The organism is Streptomyces sp. NPDC019224 (genome assembly GCF_040632605.1).
Classification (GTDB): Bacteria; Actinomycetota; Actinomycetes; order Streptomycetales; family Streptomycetaceae; genus Streptomyces.
In genome coordinates, this window is the sequence record NZ_JBEYCF010000011.1 from 67682 (window position 1) to 91324 (window position 23643).

Consider the following 23643-nt stretch of genomic DNA (forward strand, 5'->3'; position numbering starts at 1 on the left):
CGGGCCCGAGGGGGCCGGATCAGCTGTTGCCGGCGCCGTTGCCCGAGAGGACCGGGATGCCGTCCAGGATGTGCGACAGCGGCTCGTCGCCCTTGGCCTGGGTGGAGTTCTCGGTGCACTGCTGGTTCTGCGGCGAGGACAGGACGTTGACGTCCTGGACCGTAATCGGGACGAGGCCGATGAGCGAACCGAGGTTCGCCTTGAGCGGCAGGCCCACGCAGGGCTTGTTCAGCGAGCCCTGGACCAGGCCGAACTGCGGGCTGCCGTCGCCGCGCGTCTCGGCGTTGCCGAACGACTGCGAGGCCCCGTTGCCGTTGACCGAGGTCGTGCCGCCGTCGTTGCCGATGGCCATCGCCTGCGTGGCGCCGACCCCGAGGATGGAGGCGGCTACGGCACCCGTAGCCAGGACCTTCTTGATCACGATGAACCCTTCTCGTACTGGACGCCCCGAAGCGGAGCGCCCTGCCCAACTCACCGCCCGGCGTTTGGTTATCGCCATTCACTCGAATGCTGGGAAGACACGGACATCCGTACGAAAGTGATCGAGACATACTGACGGAAATCGAGAGAGGAAACGTTCCCTCACGGCCTGGCAGCGCGCTCACAAGAAATTCACCGGCTTCACGTTTCTCGCGCACGCAGGCGTCGTTATGGGTGTCGTCAAGCCGCTCTGCCCGCAGGCCCCTCCCGCACCCCGGAAGGCCCAACGGCTGCTGCACCGCCTGATGAACGAACTGCGGTCCGCGCGTCCGCAAGAAATGTCCCAAGGAAGGGCACCAATGCGAAAAGCCTTGAGTAAAAGCATGCTCGTCATGGCGGCGGCGTCAGGCATCCTGACCGCCTCCGGCGGCTATGCCTTCGCCGATGCCTCGGCCGACGGCGCCGCCGTCGGCTCGCCCGGCGTCGCTTCGGGCAACGCCGTACAGGTCCCGGTGCATGTCCCCGTCAATCTGTGCGGCAACACGATCAACGTGATCGGCGCGCTGAACCCCGCCTTCGGCAACGAGTGCGAGAACGAGGGCGGCGACGCGGAAGCCGGTGACGCGCAGGGCGCGGACGCCGACGGGCTGGCCGCCGGCTCCCCCGGCGTACTCTCGGGCAACCTGATCCAGGCGCCGGTCGACGTCCCGGTGAACGTCTGCGGCAACACCATCAACGTGGTCGGCCTGCTGAACCCGGCCGCCGGCAACGAGTGCGAGAACGGCGACGGCGAGGGCAACCCGCCGACCGAGGAGCCGCCCACGGAGGAGCCGCCGACCGAGGAACCGCCCACGGAGGAACCGCCCACGGAGGAGCCGCCGACGGAGCACCCGCCGCACGACGGCGACTGCCCTCCGGGACACCACCACAAGCCGCCGACGCACAAGCCCCCGACGCACGACGACGATTGCCCTCCGGGACACCACCACAAGCCGCCGACGCACAAGCCGCCGACGCACGACGACGACTGCCCTCCGGGACACCACCACGAGCCGCCGGCCCCGCCCGTGCACCACGAGCCGCAGACCCCGCCCGTGCACCACGAGCCGCAGACGCACAACCCGCCGACCCACACCTGGCACCACACCCCCGCCAATCACCACAAGCCGCCGCAGATGGCGCACACCGGTGCCAACGAGAACCTGGGCATCGCCGGTGGGGCCAGCGCCGCGCTGGTGCTCGGTGGCGGCCTGCTGATGCGCCGCGCCCGCGCCGCGAAGAAGTGAGCTGACACTCCCCGAGCACGAAGAGGTCCGGCCCGACAGCCCGTCGCTGTCCGGCCGGACCTTTTGTGTGCGGCACGGGCGGCGCCGGTGACCGGGGCGGCCGCGGTCGTGCCCGGGAAGCGGTAGCGCCGGTGCGCCGCGGATTCTCCCTCTCAGCGCGCGGCCATACCCTCCTGCGCGAAGTCCGGCAGCTCGTCGGAGACCAGTTCCTCGGCGCCGTGATCGAGGAGGTGCTGCATCCGGGCGGAACGGGGCAGCATCGTCCCCTCGTAAGCACGGACGGCCTCACCGACGGTGTCGTGCCGCGCGAGGGCGAGGGCGAGTTCGAAGGCGTCCAGCATGGCGAGGTTGACGCCGACGCCGAGCGGCGGCATCAGGTGGGCGGCGTCACCCAGCAGCGTCACCGCGGGGTCGTGATCCCAGGTGTGAGGGACGGGGAGGGCGTGGATGGGGCGGTCCACGTAGCGGCCGTCGTTGTCGGTGAACAGCCGGCGCAGGTCCGGTGCCCAGTCGCGGTAGCGCTCCAGCAGCAGGGAGCGGATGGCGGCGGTGTCCTCGACGGCCAGACCGGCCGCGGTGATCCAGTCCGCCGGGACGCGCTGGATGACGTACACGCGGATGTGGTCGTCGCTGTTGCGCTGGGCGAACAGCCCGCGCTCGCCGTCGGCCGCGGCGGCGCTGCCCGGGCCGACGAGTGCGGCGACGGCGGGGTGCTCGTTCTCCACGTCGTGGAACCAGGCTTCGAGGAAGCTGGTCCCTGTGTACTCGGGGGTGGCGTCGGAGAGGGCGCGGCGGACCGTGGACCAGGCCCCGTCGGCGCCGATGACGAGGTCGGCCTCCACGACGGTGCCATCGGCGAAGCGCAGTCGGCGGGGGCCGCCCGCAGGTCCTTCGACGGAGCGCAGGGTGCGGCTCCAGCGCACGGTGCCGGGCTCCAGTGAGTCGAGCAGGAGGCGGCGCAGGGTGCCCCGGTCGATCTCGGGCTTGAAGCGTTCCCCCGCACCGGGGACGTGGTGGAAGAGGACCCTGCCGGAGGTGTCCAGCTGACGCATCTCCTGCCCCTCGGGTCTCGAGAGGCGGAAGAAGTCGTCGAGCAGACCGGCTTCACGCAGGGCCTTCTGGCCGTTGTCCTCGTCCAGGTCGAGGGTGCCGCCCTGGTCGCGGGACCAGGGGCCGCTCTCGCGATCGTGGACGGTGACGGGGATGCCGTAGCGCTGCAGGATGCGCGCGCAGGTCAGCCCGCCGGGCCCGGCACCGATGACGGCGATACGAGGGGTATGCGTGCTCATGGCGTTGTTCCGTTCGGGTCGTAGGTCCTGGGGTGACGACGACATCCGTCGACGGCGGCCGGGCGGGAAGAGGGGCACGGGTCCGGCTCCGGCTCCGGCTCCGGCGAGCAGAGCGCCGAGGACCACCCCAGAAAAGCACAACGACTCATTAAGTGCAACGACTAACCTTTTGAAGTCGACCAACCCAGCGGTACCCTCTGGGCATGACCCACACCGAGACCGGATCCGCGCCGATGGGACGCCGCGAGCGCAAGAAGGCCGCCACCCGCCGGGCCATCGCCGACGCGGCACTCCGCCTGTTCCTCGAGCGCGGTTACGAGGCCGTCGGCATCCGCGAGATCGCGGACGCCGCCGACGTGTCCACCACCACGCTCTTCAAGCATTTCCCCGTCAAGGAAGCGCTCGTCTTCGACGAGGACACGGACCAGGAGGCCCGGCTGCTCGCGGCCGTGCGCGAGCGCCCGGACGGCCGCTCGATCCCGGCGGCACTGCGGGAGCACGCACTGGGCCACCGCATGACCGCACCCGGCGGCGATGCCCGTTTCGTCGCGTTCTCCCAGCTGGTGAACAGCACGCCGGCCCTGCGTGACTACGCGCACGCGATGTGGCTGCGGCACACCGACGCCTTGGCCGCCGTGATCGCCGAGGAGAGCGGCCGGCCGGCCGATGACCCCGCCTGCGCCGCCCTGGCGCATTTCGCCCTGGAGGCTCCCCGCACGGCCCGCGGTCACGACGATCCGCGCACGGCGATCACTCGCGCCTTCGCCCTTCTCGAAAACGGTTGGCAGGGGCTCGACGGGGACGGGTGAACCAGGCCGTCAGGGCGCGACGCGCTCGAAGACCGCCGCGAGACCCTGGCCGCCGCCGATGCACATGGTCTCCAGGCCGTAGCGGGCCTCGCGGCGGTGCAGCTCCCGGGTGAGGGTGGCGAGGATACGGGCGCCGGTGGCGCCGACCGGGTGGCCCAGCGAGACACCGGAGCCGTTCACGTTGATCCGCTCCTCGTGGTCCTTCTCGCCGAGGCCCAGTTCGCGGGTGCAGGCCAGGACCTGGGCGGCGAACGCCTCGTTCAGCTCGATCAGGTCGAGGTCGTCGAGCGTGAGCCCGGCGCGGCCGAGCGCGGCGTGGGTCGCGGGGACGGGGCCGAGGCCCATGGTGGCGGCGGGCACCCCGGCCCGGGCGAAGGAGACCAGCCGGACCAGCGGGATGAGGCCGAGCCGTTCGGCGGTGGCGGCGCTCGTCACCAGGCAGGCGGCCGCCGCGTCGTTCTGGCCGCTGGCGTTGCCCGCGGTGACGGTGGCCTCCGGGTCGGACTTCAGCATGACCGGGCGGAGCGCGGCGAGCTGTTCGGCGGTGGTGCCGGGGCGGGGGTGCTCGTCGGCGGTGACGACCGTCTCGCCCTTGCGTCCCTTGACGGTGACGGGGACGGTCTCGGCCTCGTACCGGCCCTCGGCCGCCGCCCGGCCGGCCCGCCGCTGCGAGCGCAGGGCCAGCGCGTCCTGGTCCTCCCGGCTGATCCCGTACGCGCGGCGCAGGTTCTCGGCGGTCTCGATCATGCCGCCGGGGACGGGGTGGTGGAGGCCGCCGGCGGTGACCCGGCCCCGGGCGAGCGCGTCGTGGAGCTGGAGGCCGGGGCCCTTGATGCCCCAGCGCCCGTCGTGCGTGTAGTACGGGGCGCCGCTCATCACGTCGACGCCGCCCGCGATGACGACCTCGCTGAACCCGGCCCGGACCTGCATGGCCGCGTCCAGGACCGCCTGGAGCCCGGAGCCGCAGCGGCGGTCGGTCTGGAGGCCGGTGACCGATTGCGGGAGTCCGGCGTCCAGGGCGGCGACCCGGCCGATGGCGGGGGCCTCGGCCGAGGGGTAGGAGTGACCGAGGATCACCTCGTCGACCCGGTCCGGGTCGATTCCGGTCCGGGCGACGACCTCGGCGATGACGCGGGCGGCGAGGGCGGCCGGCTTCTCCCCGGCGAACACCCCGCCGAAGCGGCCGATGGGGGTGCGCAGGGGTTCGCAGATCACGACATCGAGGGGGTCGGGCACGGCGGGACCTTCCGGGGACGGAGGACAAGGGTCTGACACGACCCTCGCACCCGGTGACCGGGCCGGTCCAATACCCGGTTCTCCTGGAATCGAGACGCGCGGCGTCTCAATCGGCCGGCCCTGCCGCCCCGGACGGTGTCATACGCGGGCCTGGGTCGCGAGCATCAGGCGCAGGGCGCGGGTCATCGCGTTGTCCGCGCCGAAGTCCACCCCGGCGGGCACCTCGACGAGGTCCCCGTGAGCGAGGACGAGCACCCCGCAGGAACCGGGGCGGGCCGCGCCCGCCCCGTCCAGCCAGTCCCCGTACGCACCGGACGTGGTGTCCAGGTGCGCCCGGCTCCTGCGGCCCACCTCCGCCATCAGGTCGTCGACGCCGGTCAGTTCCTCGACCGAGGCGAACGGGATGCTCACCACCGGCTCCCCGACCAGCCGGACCCGCGGCTCCTCCTCGCGCCGGGTCCCCTCGGCAGGGGTATCGGGCAGCAGCCCCCGGCCGAAGCGCGCGTAGTACAGCAGGCTGTGCGCGGAGTCGATGCCGCCGACGAACGGCCGGTCGAAGCTGACCCGGCGGTTGCTCGTGATGTACTCGCGCGGAATGCGGGGGTCCTCCGGCACCGGCCAGTGCACCTGCCCCGACTGCCGGTCCCGCCAGGGCAGGTAGCGCCGGATGTCGTCGGACGCGGACAGCGGCATCACCTCGATGCCGAACCTGCCGGGGTCCTTGGCCACGATGGACCCGGGTGTCAGCGAGAAGACCCCGATGCCCGACGTCGTCCACAGCTTCTCGTGGTTCTGCAGGAACTCGTAGGTCGCCAGCGCCTCGGCCCGGGTCTCGGTGGGAAAGCCGGTGAAGCCCATCATCTGGGCGGCGATGCCGTTGCGTGCCAGCTCCGCCAGGACGTCCGGCACCAGGTCGATCTTGACGCCCTTGTCGATCAGGTCCAGGACCCGCTGGGTGCCGGACTCGTAGCCGAAGGAGACCGCGACGCAGCCGGAGGCCGCGAGGAGTTCCCCGACGGCACGCTCGGGGAAGGTCCGCTCCAGCCGCAGCTCGGCGGCCCACCGCAGGTCCAGGGAGGATTCGGCGAGGGCGGCGGCGAGGGCGCGCAGATAGCGGGGGGACATGGCGTCCACCGCGAAGTAGAGGGTCCTGCCGTAGCGGCTCGCCTCCCGCAGGTCCTCGAGGACGGCGGCGACGGGACGTTCACGCGAGGGCGAGGTCGGCCGGTCGGTGTTCAGGCCGTAGTCGCAGAAGGTGCACTTGTTCCAGTAGCAGCCCCGGGTCGGGCTGTAGAGGAGCACCGGCTCGGGTGCCCAGTACCGGTCCCAGTCCCACACGTCGTACGCCGGGGAGTCGAGCGTCGCCACGCTGCCGTACGCGATGTCGGGAGTCGGCCGGGACCGGGTCATCACCCCGCCGATGCCCTCGAAGGCGTCGCCGCCCCTGACCGCGCCGTTCCCGACCGCGTCGAGGATGCCGATGAGGGCCGTCTCCCCCTCGCCGGGAACGATCAGGTCGGCGTCCCGGAAGACCCGCCAGGGGGCTGCCGGGTCCGGGGCGTACTTGACGACGTCGCCGACCTCGGTGCCGCCGAAGACGATCACCGTGTCCGGGATCACGGTCCGGATCAGGCGGGCCATCCGCAGCGCGACGGGCAGTTGGCTGGTGTAGTTGACGGACAGACCCACCACCGCCCAGGGGCGTTCGCGCAGCTTCGGGACGAACTCGTCGGCGAAGTAGCCCTCGAAGGGGCGGGCCACGGCCGCCGGGACCTCGGGGTCGGACAGGTCCGCCGTGCTGCACAGGTTGACGGCGGACTTCACCCGCATCGAGAAACCGTCCGCCGTCCCGGGCGGCATCTCCAGGGCGATCAGCTCCCACCACCGGCTCATCACCGCGACCGCCTGGGCGTAGGTCGGGGGGTGGTAGAAGTGCTCGGGGTTCTGGAACACGCCGATCGCGTCGCGCGCCGATGTGGCGGTCAGGCCCTCGGCGGCCAACGCCTGCCGGTAGCGGATCTCGTCGTGCCGGCGGGGGGCACCGGACCTGGCCTCGATCTCGGCGCGCAGGCTGCGGGCGGCCGTGAGCGCCGCGCCGAAGCGTACGGGGTCGGCGAGATAGGTGAAGGCGTCGAGATTGGCGTCCACGCAGGCGTACTCGGTGTGGCCGGCCGCCCTGGCGGCGCCCACGAGGTACGGGATCGAGTGGTAGGCGGTCGTCGGGTCGGTCACCGGCGGGTTGATCAGCAGGTACGCGGTGTTGTCGGTGCCCCGGCCCGGCCGCGGGCCGGGGTCGGGTTCGCCCTCGAACCGCGGCATGCCCAACGGGACGAACACGCTCATCGCTGTGACTCCTGACTGTTGTCCTGCCGTGGATGCTTGGAGCGGGCGGCCGGCACACCGGACGCGGGGGACCGGGCCGGTAGGGGGGCCGGTGGGGCGTACTCGGTGCCCGCGCGGTGGTCGCGGAACGCCCGCTGGGTGAGCGCTCCCAGCACGGACAGGGCGATGGCCGCGCCCGCCACCGGGAAGAACGGCGCGGCCCCCATATGGCGCACCCCGAAGCCGGCCACCGCGACGGAGATCGGGAAGGTGCCCATCACGGCCAGCATGACCAGGCTCATGACCCGGCCGATCAGCGCGGATGGGGCCCAGACCTGGAGCATCGTCACGACGACGATGTTCTGCCAGCCGCTGGCCAGCGCGTAGACGCACACGCACACCGCGGCGCCGGCCAGGCCACCGGCGTAGGGGACGGCGCCCAGGGCGATTCCCATGACCACCGCGAGCGCCGCGAAGAGATAGGCGGGCGAGTCCGCCGGCCGGCTGCGGGCGGCGGCCAGGGAGCCGGCCAGACCGCCCAGGCTCAGACAGGTCAGCAGGACGCCGTAGCCGGTGGCGCCCATGCCCTGGTGGGCCAGTTCGGGCAGCGCGACCTCGATCGTGCCGTTGAAGGCGAGGTTGCAGACGAGGGCCACCACGAGGACGACGTGCAACAGCCTTCCATGGCGGAGCAGTTCGACGAAGGACGTCGTGCGGGCCGGGGTCTCGTCGGCGCCGGGGCCGTCCTGCTCCGTCGCGTCCGTGGCCGCCGCGTCCGAGCCGCTGCGGATCCGGGCGAGCACCACCGCCGACACGAGGAAGGACACGGCGTCGACCGTGAGCGCCGGGCCCGCCCCGAAGGCGGCCACCAGGGCGCCGCCCGCCGTCGGCCCGAGGAGCCCGCCCACCTGGTTGACCATGGTGGACAGCGCGTTGCCCCGGCCCAGGTCCTCCTTGGGCAGCAGGGCGGGCAGGAGGGTGTACGAGGCGGGGATGAAGACCCCGGAGCAGGCGCCCAGGACGACCGCTATGGGCGCGAGCTGGGCCGGCGTCGGCGTCCCGGCCAGGGCGAGCACCGCGAGGATGCCGACGGCCGCGGCACGGACCAGGTCGGCCACGAGCATGACCCGTCGGCCACCGATCCGGTCGGCCACCACCCCGCCCAGCGGAATGGTGACGACGCGGGGGATGCCGTAGCAGGCCAGTACCGTGCCGAGCAGGACCGGGCCGCCGTCGCCGGAAAGGATCAGCCACGGCAGCGCGACGGCGTAGCAGTAGTCGCCGACCGTCGAGGAGAGCTGCCCGGCGAGCAGCAGTCGGAAGCCGCGCACCGACATCGGTCCGCTCGCCAGTGCCGTACGGAGTCTCTGTGCGGCTGGTGCCACGTCTTCTCCTCCTGCTGGTACGGGCGCTCAGCCGCCGAGCGGGCCGACGGGCATGTCCAGGAACTCGCCGATCACCGCGGTGACGGTCGCGGGCGGGGGCAGGCCGAGGTTCTTGCGTACGTCTGCCGCGGCGACCTGCCAGGCGGGGGCCGGCACCGGGTCCACGACGGCGTGTCCGTCCGCCCGCAGGCGGTCCACGTTGCGGCGCACCGCGGGCCGCTCCCACATCAGGCTGTTCATACTGGGGAAGAACAGAACCGGGCGCTCATGGGCCAGCAGCGCCGAGCTGAGCAGCCCGGAGGCGAGCCCGTTCGCCGCCTGGCCGAGCATGTTCGCCGTGGCGGGAAGGACGACGAACCGCTCCGCCCAGACGGCCGGGCCGACATGACCTGTCGTCAGTTCGTCCTCGCCGTCGCAGTGGACCTCCGGGCACAGCAGCCGCATGGTCGCGGCCGGGACGAGCGCGGCGGCGGAGCGCGTCATGGCCATGCGGATCTCGACGCCGGGGCCGAGGCCGGTGCGCAGGGCCATGAGGTACTGGGGAAGCGCGAGCACGTTGCCCGAACCGCACACGCCGAGGAGCAGGCGGCGCGGGGTGCCGTCCCCGGCGCCCCCGGTCGTCACCGGACCCCGGAGGGCTCACCGGCGGCGTCACGCAGACCGCACTGGGAGGCGATGAGATCCAGCCGGTCCTGGACGTTGAACTTGTAGCCGGGGCAGGGCGGATGTCCCTCCTGCCAGGCCTTGGGGCAGGACCCGCCGCAGGTCGGCATGAACACGCAGCCCTTGCACCAGGTCGTGCCCTTCTCCATCTCGTCGTTCCATCCGTCGAAGGGGCCCGTCGGCCGTACGGGCTCGGGTCCCGCCCGGTCGATGTGCGTCAGCGCGAGAGTCCGCTCGGCCTCGGGGACGAGGGGGTACTCGCTGCACGAGAAGATGTTGCCCGTGCTGCTGATGATCTCCGACGAGGTGGTCGTGGCGGGGCAGAGGACCTTCTTCGCGGTGCTCGGCAGCAGCTGCGCGTGCAGGCCGTGCTCCGACAGCAGCCGGAGCCAGCCCGCCTCCCGTCCGGCGAACTCCTGCTTGGACACCTCGATCGCGGAGACGTCGTTTCCCCACGAGTGGACCGGAACAATCGAGAAGGACACCTGGGAGTGACTGAAACCGAGCTCTGCCATCAGCTCGATATAGCGGGGAACGTCGTCCTGGTTGTGGGCGTCCACGTTCGTGCGGAACGTGAAATGGGCTGCGCTCGGATTCGGTTCGTCGAGCACCGAACGCACGGCGCGCACGATGGTCCAGAAAGATCCCCGACCGCTTTTCAGTGGCCGGTGTTCATTGTGAATCTCCGGCGGCCCGTCGATCGTGATCTCGAAATGGGTGACGCCGCACGAGCGTATGAGGGTGTCGATTTTCTTGGGGGTGAGCAGGGAGCCGTTCGTGACGATCACGGAGGAGTAGGAGACCCCGTGCTCGGCCGCCGCGCGGACGAACCGGGGGGCCAGGTCGCGGATGACCGCGTAGCCCATCATCGGCTCGGCCCCGAACCAGTCGATCCGGGCGCTGCGCGTCTGCGGGGCGGTCACGGCGCGCAGGACACGGTCGTGGACCCGGCTGCGGTGGGTGTGGGACAGGCCGCCGCGCGTGTGCTCCTGTCCGCAGTAGGCGCAGCCCATATTGCAGTACGAGGTCGGCAGCAGGGCGATGTGCACGGCCGAACGGTCCGCCGAGGCGCGCCGGTTGCGGTCGAGTACGGCGGACAGCTCGTCCTCGCCGGAGGGTACGAGGACCTCGGCCGTGCGCAGTGCGCCGGCCCAGGCCGGGGTGAGGGCGGAAGGGTCGCCGGCCTCCAGCGCCCGGGCGGTGGCGAGGTCGACCGCCACGGTGCTCGCGGTGCGGGTGCTGTAGGCGAGCCGTACCCGTACGCCCGTGGCGTCGGCGTACGCGCGGTCGCTCATCACCAGGTATCTGCTGACTTGGTCCATCCCCACGCTCCCACTGTGTGTCCGGGCAGACGACGGTCCGGCGGGCGTTTCCGCGGCCGGTCCGGCGGCCGGAGCCGCCGGACCGGCCGGGTGCGCCGGGGCTGGAATCAGCAGACGACGTTGGTGTTGGAGTCCGCCTGCTGGCCCTCGACCGCGGCCGACACGGCGTTCAGCCGGGTCTGGATCGATCCCAGGACCGCGACCTCGTCCGGGCTCAGGCCGTTGAAGACCTCGCGCTCGGACTCCGACAGCAGGTCGACCGGGGTGCCGGCGCTGCGCAGGGCCTCGAGGGGTGCTTGCGACATGGGTCACTCCTTCATGGAGAGGGTCACGGGCTGGTGCAACGGCAAGGTTGCTCCGGCGTCCGGCCTCTCCGCATCCCTCAATCGACTATGGATCCGCGGCCGGCCGGTCCCGCTCGGGGCGTTCTTGTCCGGAACATGACCCGCAGCTACTCTGACCTCCGGGAGTGAGGAATTCCCTCCGCCGGCCCACGCTCCATTCACCGAAATGAGGGTAAAGGGTTTGACCAGGCGTGAGATTCTGATCGCTTCGCTGGTGGCTGCCGGCTCCTCGAACCGGGATATCGCTGAAGCGCTCTGCATCAGCCCGCACACGGTGGCGGCTCACTTATGCAACATGCTGCGGAGAACGGGCGCGTCGAACCGTACGGAAATGATTGCGCGACTGTACGCACAAGGCGTTCTGGTCCAGGGAATCTGGCCCCCACTGCCCGCCGGCGAGCGGAAGGGGCAGGAGGCTCCCGAAACCATCGGCGCCCTTGCGGCGGCAGCGGTCGCGGAGTGCTCGATCGGACCGGCCGGCGTCACGCTCGACTGGCCGCACTACGGGAACGAGGTACCGGTAGTCATGACCTTCGACGCACTGCACGCCCTACGTGAGGCGGGCCACCCGGTGGATCTGCTGGCGGTCGAGCAGCGCTCGGTCCTCTCGGCGCTCAGCGAGCACGAGGTCCAGGTACTCAACTCCGTCAAGGAACGGCTCGAAGCGGTCTCCGGAGAGGTGGAGGGACAGGACCTCAAGCTCCTGTGAACGGCACCGCGCGGTGCGGCGGCTGCCGTGCCGCCGTGCCGGCCGGAGCACGGTTCTGCCCGGAGTGCGGCACCCCGCTCGTGGCCGGGACGCCGTCGTCGGACAGCCGCAGAATCGTCACTGCGGTCTTCATCGACCTCGTCGGCTCCACCGTGCTCGCCGAGACCCTGGACCCCGAGGCACTGCGGCGCACGATGGACCGCTACTACACGGCGTGCACGACGGCCGTCGCCGAACACGGCGGTGTGGTCGAGAAGTTCATCGGCGACGCGGTGATGGCGGTCTTCGGGGCGTTCGTCACACATGAGGACGACGCCCTGCACGCGATCCGGGCGGCGTGCGCCGTGCGGGAGGCGGTGACGGCCCTCGGTACCGGGGTCGCGGGATCCGCCGGGGTGCGCCTGGACACCCACTGCGGGATCGCCACGGGCGAGGCCGTGGTGGCGGGGGCACTCGGCGGTGCGGCCCGTGTGGTCGGCGATGTCGTGCACACCGCCGCCCGGCTCCAGTCCCACGCCGCGCCGCACGAGATCCTGGTCAGCGACGAGACGGCCCGTCTGGTCGGCGCCCGTGTCCGCATGGAGGTCCTCGCACCGCTGCGGGTGAAGGGCAAGCGCGACCCGGTCCCTGCCCGGCGGGTCCTCGCGGTCCTCGACGGCGCGAACCGTCAGGACCTGGTGCCGCTCGTCGGGCGGGACGCCGAACTGGACGCCCTGGGAAGCGAGTTCCGGGCGGCGCGCCGGGAGCGGCGCAGCCGGGTCGTCACGGTCAGCGGTGCACCGGGCGTCGGGAAGTCCCGCCTGGTGCGGGAGTTCCTGGCCGGGCACGGCGCGGACGGAGGGTCCGTCGTGCTGCGGGCCGCCTGCCAGGCGTACGGTGCGGGGCTCGCCCACCGCCCGCTGGCCGAGGCGGTCTGGACGCTGCCCGGCGGCTGGGAGGAGGCGAAGGGTGCGCTGGAGACGCTGCGCCCGAGCGCGGACCGCGCCGTCACCGCGCTCGCCGTGGCCCTGGGCCTGCGCACCGAGAGCGGGCTCCCGGTGAGCGTGGACGAGATCGGGTGGGCGTTCCGGCGGCTGCTGGAGGCCCTGGGCCAGGTCCGGGGCGCCCCGGTCGTTCTGGTCCTGGAGGACTTCCAGTGGGCGCAGCCGACCCTCACCGACATGGTCGCGGACCTGGGCGACGCCACCCGCGACACCGCCCTGCTGGTCCTGTGCGTGGCCCGCGCCGAGCCGGCGGCACCGACCGGCACGGGCCGCGCGCTGCGGCTCGGCGCGCTGCCCCGCGCCGGGACCGAGCGGCTGGTGGCCCTCCTCGCGGACCGGGCGGAGGTCGCCGCGCAGGAGGCGGTCGCCACCGCCGGCGAGCTCGACCGGGTCGTCCGGGAATGCGATGGCAATCCGCTCTTCGCCGAACTGCTGCTGGAGGACCTGGCCGGCCACCGGTCTGTGGACCGGGGCGTCCCCACCTCGATCCGGGTCCTGCTGACCGCCTGGCTGGACCGGCTGCCGGCCACCGACCGGGCCGTGCTGGAACGCGCGGCGGTGGCGGGCGGATCGTTCACCGCCGAGGACGTGCGCGCGCTCGCCGGGGACGAACCGACGCCGGCCCGCGGGGTCCTGGACGACGCGCTGGGCAGGCTGCTGCGCTCCGGGGTGATCCATCCGTACGGTCCGCCCGGCACGTACCGGTTCACCCGCGCACTGGCTCGGGAGACCGTGTACGAGATGACCTCCAAGGCCCGGCGGGCGGCCTGGCATACCGTGCTCGCGGACCGGATCGAGCGCCGGGCGCCGGGCGCCGCCGTACCGGGTCCTGCGGCGGAGGGGGACCTCGCCCCCCATCTGGAGTCCGCGTGCCGGCTGCTGTCCGAGGCCGACCCGGGGGACCCCGGACTGCCCGCGCTGACCGGGCGCGCCGCCCGCGCGCTGGTGGCCGCCGGGTACCTGGCCCTGCGCCGCCGCGATCTGCCGGCCGCCGTCTCGCTGATGGAACGGGGCCGCGACCTCACCCCGGACGGCGACCCGCAGCACCGGGTGCTGGCCGCCCGGATCACCGACGCGTACGCCGCGCTGGGCCGCTGGGACAGTGCCCGACGGGCCGTGGCCGACGCGGAGCGCAGGAGCCCGGCGGACGCCCCGACGCGGGACACCTGCGCCATCCTGCGACAGCTGATCGCACTGCGCTCGGGCGGACCCGAGCCGGCCGGCGCCCCGTACTCCCTGGGCGCCGGGCCTTCCGCGCCCGGTCCCGCCGACGATCTGAGCTGGTGCCGGCTGCACCAGCTGTCCTCGCTGCGGAGCTTCGCCGAGGGCCGGATCGGTGCCGCCGAGGGCGCCATGCGCGACGCGCTGGCCCGTGCGCACGGGCTGGGCGACACCTATGAGGGCAACCGCATCCTCGCCTCGATCTGCGAGCTGACGCAGTGGTCGCCGACGCCCCTCTCGCAGGCCCTTCCGCTCTGCGAGGAGCTGGTCCGGCGCTTCGACGGCGACCGGAGCCTGCTCGTGCCGGTGTTGCTGACGCGGGCCCGGCACCTGGCCCTGTCGGACCGGGTGGACGCGGCCCGCGAGGACATCGCGCTGGTCCGCAGGCACTGCGACGACCTCCAACTGGCCCTCGGCGCCCTGGCCGCCGACCAGACGGCGGGGTTCGTGGAGTCGCTGGCCGGCGCGCACCCGCCGGCGGCCGGCCACTACACGGCGGCGGCGGACGGGCTCGACGGGCTGGAACAGAGCCGAACCGCGATCACCCTGCGCCTGTACGCGGCGCGGGAGCGGCTGTGCGCCGGGGCCGATCCGGACACGGCCGTGCTCGCCGAGCCGTCCGCCGGGCCGCCCGAGGAGACCCGTACGCGGGCCGTGCGGCTGGCGTTGCGGGCGCGGGTGCGGGCGCGGGCCGGCACATACGCGGAGGCGGTCGGGGACGCCGAGCGGGCCGTCGCCACCCTGGAGGGGACCGACGACCCCTGTCTCATCGCTGATGTGTGGTTCGAGGCGGCTCGGGTGCTGGACGCCGCCGGAGAACCGGGGCGCGCCCGGCAGGCGGCCGCCCGGGCGCTGGCCGCGCTGACGGCGAAGGAGGCCGTACTCCCCGCCCGGACCGTACGGGCGTGGCTGACCGGACTGGAGGAGAACCGATGAGCGATCCCCCCTGGAGACGGCCTCCTCGGGCCTACACGCCGGGTGTGCCGGCCTGGGGTGCGACGCGGGAGCAGACGCGCGAGGAGTTCGCGGCCGTCCCGATGGAGTCGGTCTGCCCGGAGTGGGCGTGGGGCGGGGCGGACGGTTCCGGGGTCCGGGTGTGCGTCGTGGACAGCGGGGTGGAGGGCGGCCACCCGATGGTCGGGGCGGTCGATCTGGCGGTGACGGCCGTCCCGGACGAGGACGGCGGGGTGGACATGGTGCCGTGCGAGGCCACCGACCGCGCCGGGCACGGCACCGCCTGCGCCGGGGTGATCCGGTCCGTCGCGCCAGGAGTCTCGGTCTCGTCCGCCCAGGTGCTGACCGACGGCAAGACGGGCAGCGGACCGGCCCTGATCGCGGGGCTTTCCTGGGCCGTCGAGCAGGACTTCGACGTCATCAACCTGAGCCTGGCGACGACCCGGCCGGCCCTGACCGCGCGGCTCCACGAGCTCGTCGACCGGGCGTACTTCCGCCGCTGCGCGCTCGTCGTCTCCGCGCACAACCGGCCGGTGCCCAGCTACCCCTGGTCGTTCTCCTCGGTGATCTCCGTCGCGAGCCACGACGAGGACGATCCGATGACGTACTACTACAACCCCGCACCGCCCGTGGAGTTCCACGCGCGCGGGGTGCGCGTTCCCGTGGCGTGGCCCGGCGGGGGCACCATCCGCTCGACCGGGAACAGTTTCGCCGCGCCGCACATCGCGGGCCTGTGCGCGCTGATCCTCGGCAAGCACCCCTGGCTCACACCGTTCCAGCTCAAGACGGTGCTGTTCCTCTGCGCCGGGAACACCGCCGGTCGACTTGGAGGTGCGCATGATGAAACCCGTTGACACCGCGACGCCCACGGAGCGCCGCCTGCTGCAGTCCATCGTGGAGGTCGCGCGCCATGTGTTCGGTGCGGCGGCCTCCTCGATCTTCCTCGTCGATCCCGGCTCCGGCGACCTGGTCTTCGAGGCCGTGGCAGGGGAGGGCGACGGCCAACTGGTCGGCACGCGCTTCCCGGCGGGTACCGGCATCGCGGGCTGGGTCGCCGCCTCCGGGCAGTCGATGCTCGTGGACGACCTGCGCGAGTCGCGGCACTTCTCGGGCGAGGCCGCCGCCTCCACCGGGTACGTCCCCGACAGCATCATGGCGGCCCCGCTGTTCAGCGACGACGAGTGCGTCGGCGTCCTGGAGGTACTGGACCGGGGCACCGACGGCGTACGGGAGATGGCCGACGTCGAACTCCTGGGGCTGCTGGCCGACCAGGCCGCCATCGGCCTCGAACTCCTCACCCGGCTGCGCGCCGCCGATCCCGGCAACCGGTCCGACAAGGCGCTCCGGCTCCTGGAGATGGCGGAATCGCTGCTGGCCCCGTCCCATGGCTGAACGGTGCGTCCTGCTCCTGACCAGGCGGGGCGACGGCGAGGCGACCGGGGCAGCCGCCCTGCTGCGCCGGATCGGCGTGCCCGTGCACCGGCTCGACGCGGACGGCCTGGCACACGTCCGGGCCGTCCTGGGCCCGGACGGCGTACTGGCCCTGGACGGGCAACGGTTCGCCCCCACGGTGACCTGGCAGCGCCACTTCTCGACGCGCGCCGCGCCTCTGGCCGGTACGCCCGGCGGGCGGATGGTGTACCGGGACGCGTGGACCGCGCTGGCCCGGCAGCTGGCCGCCGCGTCCCCGGCCGCCATCGGCGCCGACGACCCGGGGCAGCTGGTGCAGCGGGACCGGGCGCGGGCGCTCGGTGTGCGCGTCCCGCGTGGGCTGGTCACCACCGACCCGGTGTACGTGGCCGGGCTGCTTCCGGCCGAGCGGTACGTGCTCAAGGTCCTCGACCGGCATTACGTGGAGCCGGAACCGGGCCGGCTCGACTGGTTCCTGCCCAGGGTGCTGGACCGCGCCCGGCTCGCCGGTGTACCGGGCCTGCCGCCCGGGACGCCGGTGATGCTCCAGGAGTACGTGGAGCACGACGCCGAGTACCGGGTCTACCTCGCCGGGGACGAGCTGCACGCCTTCGAGGTGGCCAAGGAGGACCCGGAGGACGTCTGGGCCCGCCCCGACGAGGTGGTGGTGCGGCAGGTGCGGCCCCCGGCCGCCGTGGCCGCGGCGGCGCGCGCTCTCGCCGCGGAGAGCGGTACCGGCTACGGGGCGTTCGACTTCCTGTGGGCCGGGGGTGAACCGGTGTTCCTGGAGATGAACGCCCACGGCGACTGGCACTGGTTCGAACGCAAGGCCGGAGTCGACGTGGTGACCCGGGCGGTGGTGCGGACCGTACGGGACCTGCACCGGGCCGCCACGGGCGAGGCGCGCCCGGCGCCGGTCAGTCTGCTCGCCTTCCTCGGGGTGGGCCGGGGCGGGTGACTCGGGGGACGGGGGTGGGCAGCGCCGTCTCCGCGACGGCGAGCACCGCGCGCAGGGCGGCCGACGGATTGTCCGTCCGCCAGGCGAGCGCCGGCTGCCGTCTGATCGGCGGCCCGGCGAGCGGGCGGTAGACGAGACCGCTGAGCCGGATGTGCTGGACGGAGGTGACGGTCAGCGTGACCCCGACGCCCGCCGCGACCAGCGCCAGGATGGTATACGAGTCCGGCGCCTCCTGCACCACGCGCGGGCTGAACCCGGCCGCCTCGCACGCCTCGGTCATCGCGTCGCGCACGGTGGACCCGGTGTTGGCGGGGAAGGCGACGAACGGTTCCCCGGCCAGCGTGTCGAGCGGGATCTCCGGGCGCGCGGCGAGCGGGTGGTCGAGGGGGAGCGCGCACACCAGCTCCTCCTCGTCGATCACCCGGCAGCTCACGCCCGGCTGCGTCACCGGCAGCCGGACGAACCCGAGGTCGAGCGAGCCGTCCGCGACCCGGGCGAGCGCCACGTCGGCGTAGGTCTGGCCGGTCATGACCAGTTCGATGCCCGGGTGGGCGGCCCGCACCGCCCGGGTGAGCAGCGGCAGCGTCTCGTGGCTGGAGGCGCCCGCGAAGCCGATGCGGACCCTCCCGTACGCGCCCTGTCCGGCCGCCCGCGCGGCCCGTACCGCCGTGTCCAGGTCGTCGAGCACGGTCCGCACCGGCTGGAGGAAGGACTCCCCCGCGCTGGTGAGCCGCACCGAGCGGGTGTTGCGTTCGAAGAGCTGGACGCCGAGTTCCTTCTCCAGGCGGCGGATCTGCTGGCTCAGGGGCGGCTGTGCCATCTGGAGCCGTCTGGCGGCGCGGCCGAAGTGCAGTTCCTCGGCCACGGCGAGGAACGCGGAGAGGTGGCGCAGCTCCATGCCGTCCCCTCCCCCGGGTCCGCCCGCATCATTGATTCGTCCGGCGTCTCGGTCTGAGCCTAATTCGGTATTGGACGGCGATCAAAGGCCGCTGACAGCGTCGGCAGCGCGGGCATCCGGCCCGCGCCCCCATCGAGAGGACCGTGACCCGCATGCGTATCAGGATCGTCGGCGCCGGAGCCATGGGCCGTGGCATCGCCCAGTGGGCCGCCTCGGCCGGACACACCGTCGAGCTGTGCGACGTACGGGCCGAGGCGGTGGCGGACGCGGTCGCCTTCGTACGTTCCATGCTGGAGCGGGCCGTGGCCAAGGGGCGGATGTCCGCGGCGGACGCGGAGTCGGCGGTGGAGCGGCTGGTTCCGCTGGACGACCCGTGGGCGGCGGGCCCGGACGTCGGCCTGGTCATCGAGGCGGTGCGCGAGGATCTGGCGACCAAGACCGAGGTGTTCGGCCGCCTGGAGCAGGTGCTGCCCGCCTCCGCCGTGTTCGCCACCAACACCTCCTCCCTGTCGGTGACCCGGATCGCCGCCGCGCTGAAGGACCCGGCGCGCCTGGCCGGGCTGCACTTCTTCAACCCGGTGCCGCTGATGCGGATCGTGGAGGTGGTGCCCGGCGCCGCGACCCGGCCGGAGATCCCGCCGCTGCTGACCTCGCTCGTGGAGGGCTGCGGCCACCGCGCGGTGACGGTCGCGGACACCCCCGGCTTCCTGGTCAACCACGCCGGGCGCGGCCTGGTGACGGAGGCGCTGGCGCTGCTGGAGGAGAGCGTGGGCGAGCCCGCGGACATCGACCGGATCGCGCGGGACGTGCTGGGGCTGCGGATGGGCCCGTTCGAGCTGATGGACCTCACCGGGCTCGATGTGACCGCCGCCGTCATCGACTCGATCTGGGAGGGCTTCCGTTACGAGGACCGGCTCCGCCCCTCCTACCTGACCCCGAACCGGGTGGCGGCCGGGCTGCACGGCCGCAAGACCGGACACGGCTGGTACGCGTACGGCCCCGGGGCGGCGGGGCCCGCGCCGGAGCCCGCGGTCACCGGGGACGCGGACCGGCCGGTGCACGTCTTCGCCCCGGACCCCGCGCGGGAGGCCGACGCGGCCGTGCTCCGCGAGGCGCTGGCCTCGGCGGGCGCCGCCGTGCGGAGCGGGGAGCGGCCGTCGGGCGACGCGGTGGTCCTGGTCCCGGGGTGGGGGACGACGGTCGCGTCGGCGGTGGCCGCGCACGGGCTGCCCGCCGGGCGCACCTTCGGCGTGGACCCGCTGCCGGCGGCCGGCCGCCGGCGCGTCCTCGCGGTGACGCCGGCGGCGGATCCGGCGGCGGCGCGGGACGCCCGCGCGGTGCTGGCCCGGGCGGCGGAGGGCGAGGGGCCGTTCGCGGTCTCGGTGGTCCGGGACACGGCGGGCTCGGTCGCGCAGCGGCTGCTCGCCTCGATCGTGTCGGTCGCCGCGTCCATCGCGGAGCGCGCGCTCGCCGCCCCGGCCGACATCGACGTGGCCGTCACGACCGGGCTCGGCTACCCGGTGGGCCCGCTGGCCTGGGGAGACCGGGTCGGCGCGGCCCGCATGCTGGAGCTGCACCGGGCGCTGCACGCCACGACCGGCGACCCGCGCCACCGCCCGACCCGCTGGGTCACGGAGCGCGCCGCGCTGGGCCTGGCGCTGACGGACCCGGGGACGTCGCCGGGGGACGTGCTCGGGGCCCGGTAGCGCGGGTTCGCCCCGTCCGGTCGCGCCGGAGGGCGATCCGCCGGTGAAGCCGTCCTGGTGGCCGGGGTCGCGGGACCGGCCTCCCGGGCGCGCCCGCGGCCGGCTGAGCTACTCGTCGTACGGGTGGGGCCGGTCGGGGTCCTTCTCGCGGCCGGGCTGGAGACGGGACTTCACATCGTCGGGGGGCAGGAACCGCGACCAGCGCTCGGGGAACTCGGAGGGCATGTACGGGCTGTCGCCCTCGTCGCCCTCGTCCTCGTCGTCGTCCTCGTCCTCGTCGTCCACCGGGCCGCCGTGCCAGCTCTCCGCCTGGGTGCGGGCCACGAACTCGGCGGCCTGGGCGGCGCGCACCCGGTCGTTGGCGGCCCGCGCGGCGGCCGTGGCCACCGAGGGCCAGACCCGGTCGAGGGCCGCGTTGACGGCGGCGCCCACCAGCACCGCGAACGCGGAGATGCCGATCCACAGCAGCACCGCGATCGGGGCGGCCAGCGATCCGTAGATCGTGGGCCCCTCGACCGTACTGGTCAGGTAGATCCGGAGCAGGAAGCTGCCCAGTACCCACATCGCCAGTGCCACCAGGGCGCCCGGCATGTCCTCGATCCACGGCGAGCGGACCGGCACGGACACGTGGTAGAGGGTGGTCAGGAAGGCGACCGAGAGCACGATCACGAGCGGCCAGTACAGGACGCTCAGGAGCTCGGTGCCCCACGGTATGAACTCCACGACCCGGTCCGGGCCCACCACGAGAAGCGGCAGCACCACCGCGCCGAGCAGCAGCGCCACCACGTACAGCAGGAAGGCGAGTATCCGGGTCCTGACTATGCCGCGCTGGCCGTCGAGCCCGTACATCACGGTGATCGTGTCGATGAAGACGTTGACCGCGCGGGAGCCGGACCACAGGGCGATCGCGAAGCCGATGGAGATCACGTCGGGCCGGGCGCCGGTCGTGACGTCGGCCAGGAGCGGTTTGGCGAACTCGTTGACGCCGCGCTCGGAGAGCACGGTGTGGGCCGCGCTGAGGATGTTGCGCTCGATGGAGGCGACCGTGGTGGTGCTGGTCCACTCGTCGACGTAACCGAGCAGCCCGATCAGGCCGAGGAGCAGCGGGGGCAGGGACAGCAGGGTGAAGAACGCCGCCTCGGCGGCGAGTCCCAGGATGCGGTACTCCATGCACGAGTTGACCGTGTCCTTGAGCAGCTGCCAGGCGAGCTGCCGCTTGGAGACGTTGCGGTAGAGCACTCGGGCCCGGTGGAGCCGGCCCGGCGGCCGCTCGGGTGTTTCATTTGCTGCCTGCACGTCCTTACCGTATCGGCATGGCAGCCGCCACCCGAACCGTGTCCGACCGGGGTCCCGCCCTGTCCGGGCGTGGCGTCCTCGGCGCGGAGCGAGGGCTCGGCGAAGCCGTGGAACGCGGTCTTCCGCCCGAGGCGGCAGGGGGACGGCAGCGACGGGGGGTGGTGCTGCGCCGACACGGCACCACCCCCCATGCTGTACCCACCGGACGTGAGGGCCGGGGCCCCGCGGTGCGGTGTACCGCCACTCTTGTACGGGCCCGGGGCCCTCGCCAGAGTTGCAGAGGGTTGCAACCATTGTGTGGAGTTGCGGTATCGGGGGCCTCGCGGCGGCAGGATGGGGCGCGGCCCGCGGACCGGGCCGGGCACTGGGGTGAGGGGGAACCTGCGTGGAGACGACTCCGGTCGACGTGATGCGGCCGGCCGTCCAGGAGACCGGGCAGGCCAGACGCCTGGTGCACCGGGCCCGGGAGGCGTGGATGGCGGGCGACCGCATGCCGGCGGCGCCCCGGGCGGAGATCGGCGCCTCCTGGAACCGGGTGCTGCGCAGCGGCATCGATCCCGGACAGACGACGCACAGCACGCTGCTGGAGGCGGACGAGATCGAGCACCGGCGCCGCAGCTCCGCGCTGGGTGAAGTGATGGCGCTGCTCAGCGACGGTCTGACGAGCATCGCGGACGCCTCGCAGCAGATCATGGTGGTCACCGACGTCGAGGGCCGGGTGCTGTGGCGCGAGGGCAACACGGGGGTGCTGCGCAGGGCCGACGACATCTGTCTCGCGGAGGGCGCGGCGTGGTCCGAGGAGATCACCGGCACCAACGCGATCGGTACGGCGCTGGCCTCGCGCGCCCCGGTGCAGGTGCACTCGGCGGAGCACTTCCTGCGCACTCTGCACGGCTGGACGTGTGCGGCGGCGCCGGTGCGCGACCCCCGGGACGGCCGGCTGATGGGGATCGTCGACATCAGCGGGCCCGCGTCCACGTTCCATCCGACGACGCTGGCCCTGGTGCGGTCGGTGGCCCGGCTGGCGGAGAGCGAGATCCGGGTGCGGCATCTGGAGGCGGTCGACCGGCTGCGCGCGGTGGCCGCGCCGGTCCTGGGCCGGCTGGGCGGCCGGGCCCTGGCGGTGGACGGCCACGGCTGGACGGCGGCGGTGACGGGGATGCCCCCGGTGGACCGGCTGCCGCTGCCGAAGTCGCTGGGGCCCGGCCGGGTGTGGCTGCCGTCGCTGGGGATGTGCCGGGTGGAGCCGCTGCCGGGCGGTTGGCTGGTCCAGGTGGCGGACGGGCCGCTGGACAGTCCGCCGCGCCGGGTGGTGCTCGATCTGAGCCGGTCGCACGCGCTCGCGGTGAACGTGGTGGGTCCGGTGGGCACCTCGGCCCAGCGGCTCTCCCCGCGCCACGCCGAGCTGCTGTACGCGCTGGCGCTGCACCGGGAGGGGCGTACGGCGTCCGAGCTGGCGCAGGACCTGTTCGGTGACGCGACCAGGACGGTGACGGTACGGGCCGAGATATCGCGGCTGCGGCGCCATCTCGCCGAGGTGCTGGCGCACCGCCCGTACCGCTTCGGCGAGGGCGTGGAGGTGGAGGTGGTCCACCCGGAGCACCCGGGCGATCTGCTGCCGCGTTCGGAGGCGCCGGTGGTGGTGGCGGCGCGCGGGGCCCGTGAGCAGGAGGCACCGGGTTCGCCGTGACGAGGGGCGGGGGGCCGGAAGCCGCCGTGACGAGGGGCGGGTGGGGCCGGAAGCGCGGCGCATGGTTGTCTGGCAGTCATGAGCGACCCCGTACGTCCTGAAGCACCGGCCCCCGAAGAGGTGACCGTCTGGTCCCTGGAGCAGACCTCCCCCGACGATCTGCGGCCCTCCGCCGTACCGGACGGGGACGTCCGGATCGTGCGGTCCGAGGTGCCGCTGCCCGAGTTCAGCCGTTTCCTGTACACGGCGGTCGGTGGTGACGTCCGGTGGACGGACCGGCTGGGGATGACGTACGCGCAGTGGCAGGAGGTCCTGGACCGGCCGGGCGCGGAGACCTGGGTGGCGTACGCGAACGGCACCCCGGCCGGCTACATCGAGCTGGACCCGCAGGACGACGGTGTCGTCGAGATCATGTACTTCGGGCTGCTCCCGGCCTTCCGGGGGCGCCGGATCGGCGGGCATCTGCTGTCGTACGGCACGGCCCGCGCCTGGGACCTGGCCGAGCGGTGGCCCAAGCGGCCGGCGACGAAGCGGGTGTGGGTGCACACCTGCTCCAAGGACGGACCGCACGCGATGGACAACTACCTGCGGCGCGGCTTCCGCCTGTTCGACACCCGCACGGAACTGGAGGAGCCGGTGACGACCCCCGGCCCCTGGCCGGGCTCCGGCCGGGAGCTGCTTCCGTAGCAAATTCCCTCGCTTGTCCGGTTTTACGCTCCACCCCGGCGCCCGTCACCCGCGT

General features: G+C 73.3%; 20 protein-coding genes and 1 pseudogene. 11 read left to right on the top strand and 10 right to left on the bottom strand.

The genetic code is table 11. The annotated features are described in order from the left end of the window. Positions 1-19 precede the first annotated feature (19 nt). Positions 20-421 (bottom strand): rodlin, encoded by a 402-nt coding sequence (locus ABZ564_RS09795; protein WP_360852372.1) that lies wholly within the window; start codon positions 419-421, stop codon positions 20-22. A 382-nt stretch (positions 422-803) separates the two neighbouring features. Between ABZ564_RS09795 and ABZ564_RS09800 the strand changes: the two genes are divergently transcribed. Then, complete coding sequence (locus tag ABZ564_RS09800; RefSeq protein WP_360852581.1) at positions 804-1706, top strand: chaplin family protein; 903 nt, start codon at positions 804-806, stop codon at positions 1704-1706. A gap of 152 nt (positions 1707-1858) precedes the next feature. Here the strand turns inward: ABZ564_RS09800 and ABZ564_RS09805 are convergent, their stop codons facing one another. Then, positions 1859-2995 (bottom strand): NAD(P)/FAD-dependent oxidoreductase, encoded by a 1137-nt coding sequence (locus tag ABZ564_RS09805; protein ID WP_360852375.1) that lies wholly within the window; start codon positions 2993-2995, stop codon positions 1859-1861. Between the two features lie 203 nt (positions 2996-3198). On the opposite strand from ABZ564_RS09805, the gene ABZ564_RS09810 reads away from it, so the two are divergent. Next, positions 3199-3804 carry a TetR family transcriptional regulator gene (locus tag ABZ564_RS09810; protein WP_360852378.1) on the top strand — a complete coding sequence of 202 codons (606 nt, stop codon included), beginning with the start codon at positions 3199-3201 and terminating at the stop codon, positions 3802-3804. A gap of 9 nt (positions 3805-3813) precedes the next feature. Here the strand turns inward: ABZ564_RS09810 and ABZ564_RS09815 are convergent, their stop codons facing one another. From ABZ564_RS09815 to ABZ564_RS09840, 6 genes are all read right to left on the bottom strand, one after another. Beyond that, entirely contained in the window at positions 3814-5040 is a 1227-nt protein-coding gene (locus ABZ564_RS09815) for an acetyl-CoA C-acetyltransferase (protein ID WP_360852380.1), read from the bottom strand. A gap of 138 nt (positions 5041-5178) precedes the next feature. Beyond that, on the bottom strand, positions 5179-7383 hold the full coding sequence (locus ABZ564_RS09820) for a radical SAM protein (protein ID WP_360852383.1): 2205 nt from the start codon (positions 7381-7383) through the stop codon (positions 5179-5181). Further along, positions 7380-8747 (bottom strand): MFS transporter, encoded by a 1368-nt coding sequence (locus ABZ564_RS09825; protein WP_360852386.1) that lies wholly within the window; start codon positions 8745-8747, stop codon positions 7380-7382. Before ABZ564_RS09825 ends, ABZ564_RS09820 begins: the two co-directional genes overlap by 4 nt. 27 nt (positions 8748-8774) lie before the next feature. Then, positions 8775-9371: a flavoprotein gene (locus tag ABZ564_RS09830; RefSeq protein WP_360852389.1), complete on the bottom strand. Its 597-nt coding sequence runs from the start codon at positions 9369-9371 to the stop codon at positions 8775-8777. Continuing rightward, on the bottom strand, positions 9368-10732 hold the full coding sequence (locus tag ABZ564_RS09835; protein ID WP_360852584.1) for a radical SAM protein: 1365 nt from the start codon (positions 10730-10732) through the stop codon (positions 9368-9370). The genes ABZ564_RS09830 and ABZ564_RS09835 overlap by 4 nt, the downstream gene beginning before the upstream one ends. A 107-nt stretch (positions 10733-10839) precedes the next feature. Further along, a complete protein-coding gene (locus ABZ564_RS09840) occupies positions 10840-11037 on the bottom strand; it encodes an aroma-sacti cluster domain-containing protein (protein ID WP_360852392.1) in 198 nt (65 codons plus the stop codon). 205 nt (positions 11038-11242) lie between these two features. Between ABZ564_RS09840 and ABZ564_RS09845 the strand changes: the two are divergent. From ABZ564_RS09845 to ABZ564_RS09870, 6 genes and pseudogenes are all read left to right on the top strand, one after another. Further along, positions 11243-11404: pseudogene (locus ABZ564_RS09845) on the top strand (helix-turn-helix transcriptional regulator); the annotation flags it as partial. 3 nt (positions 11405-11407) lie between these two features. After that, positions 11408-11785, top strand: a complete 378-nt coding sequence (locus tag ABZ564_RS09850; RefSeq protein WP_360852587.1) for an aroma-sacti cluster domain-containing protein — start codon at positions 11408-11410, stop codon at positions 11783-11785. After that, entirely contained in the window at positions 11782-14925 is a 3144-nt protein-coding gene (locus ABZ564_RS09855; RefSeq protein WP_360852395.1) for an AAA family ATPase, read from the top strand. Before ABZ564_RS09850 ends, ABZ564_RS09855 begins: the two co-directional genes overlap by 4 nt. After that, entirely contained in the window at positions 14922-15797 is an 876-nt protein-coding gene (locus ABZ564_RS09860; protein ID WP_360852398.1) for a S8 family serine peptidase, read from the top strand. Before ABZ564_RS09855 ends, ABZ564_RS09860 begins: the two co-directional genes overlap by 4 nt. After that, positions 15781-16335, top strand: a complete 555-nt coding sequence (locus ABZ564_RS09865) for a GAF domain-containing protein (protein WP_360852401.1) — start codon at positions 15781-15783, stop codon at positions 16333-16335. Before ABZ564_RS09860 ends, ABZ564_RS09865 begins: the two co-directional genes overlap by 17 nt. Then, positions 16328-17311, top strand: coding sequence for a hypothetical protein (locus tag ABZ564_RS09870; protein WP_360852404.1), 984 nt, complete (start codon positions 16328-16330; stop codon positions 17309-17311). The genes ABZ564_RS09865 and ABZ564_RS09870 overlap by 8 nt, the downstream gene beginning before the upstream one ends. Here the strand turns inward: ABZ564_RS09870 and ABZ564_RS09875 are convergent. Beyond that, positions 17271-18209 (bottom strand): LysR family transcriptional regulator, encoded by a 939-nt coding sequence (locus tag ABZ564_RS09875; RefSeq protein ID WP_360852407.1) that lies wholly within the window; start codon positions 18207-18209, stop codon positions 17271-17273. The two genes, ABZ564_RS09870 and ABZ564_RS09875, sit on opposite strands and share 41 nt — an antisense overlap. 152 nt (positions 18210-18361) lie before the next feature. Here ABZ564_RS09875 and ABZ564_RS09880 point away from each other — a divergent pair, with 152 nt between their 5' ends. Further along, entirely contained in the window at positions 18362-19915 is a 1554-nt protein-coding gene (locus ABZ564_RS09880) for a 3-hydroxyacyl-CoA dehydrogenase (protein WP_360852410.1), read from the top strand. A 108-nt stretch (positions 19916-20023) separates the two neighbouring features. On the opposite strand, the gene ABZ564_RS09885 is transcribed toward ABZ564_RS09880, so the two are convergent. After that, positions 20024-21154: a YihY/virulence factor BrkB family protein gene (locus tag ABZ564_RS09885; protein ID WP_360852590.1), complete on the bottom strand. Its 1131-nt coding sequence runs from the start codon at positions 21152-21154 to the stop codon at positions 20024-20026. A 466-nt stretch (positions 21155-21620) separates the two neighbouring features. Here ABZ564_RS09885 and ABZ564_RS09890 point away from each other — a divergent pair, with 466 nt between their 5' ends. Together ABZ564_RS09890 and ABZ564_RS09895 are read left to right on the top strand one after the other, a co-directional pair. Then, entirely contained in the window at positions 21621-22901 is a 1281-nt protein-coding gene (locus ABZ564_RS09890; protein WP_360852593.1) for a GAF domain-containing protein, read from the top strand. A gap of 78 nt (positions 22902-22979) precedes the next feature. Beyond that, complete coding sequence (locus ABZ564_RS09895; RefSeq protein ID WP_360852413.1) at positions 22980-23588, top strand: GNAT family N-acetyltransferase; 609 nt, start codon at positions 22980-22982, stop codon at positions 23586-23588. The last annotated feature ends 55 nt before the right edge of the window (positions 23589-23643 follow it).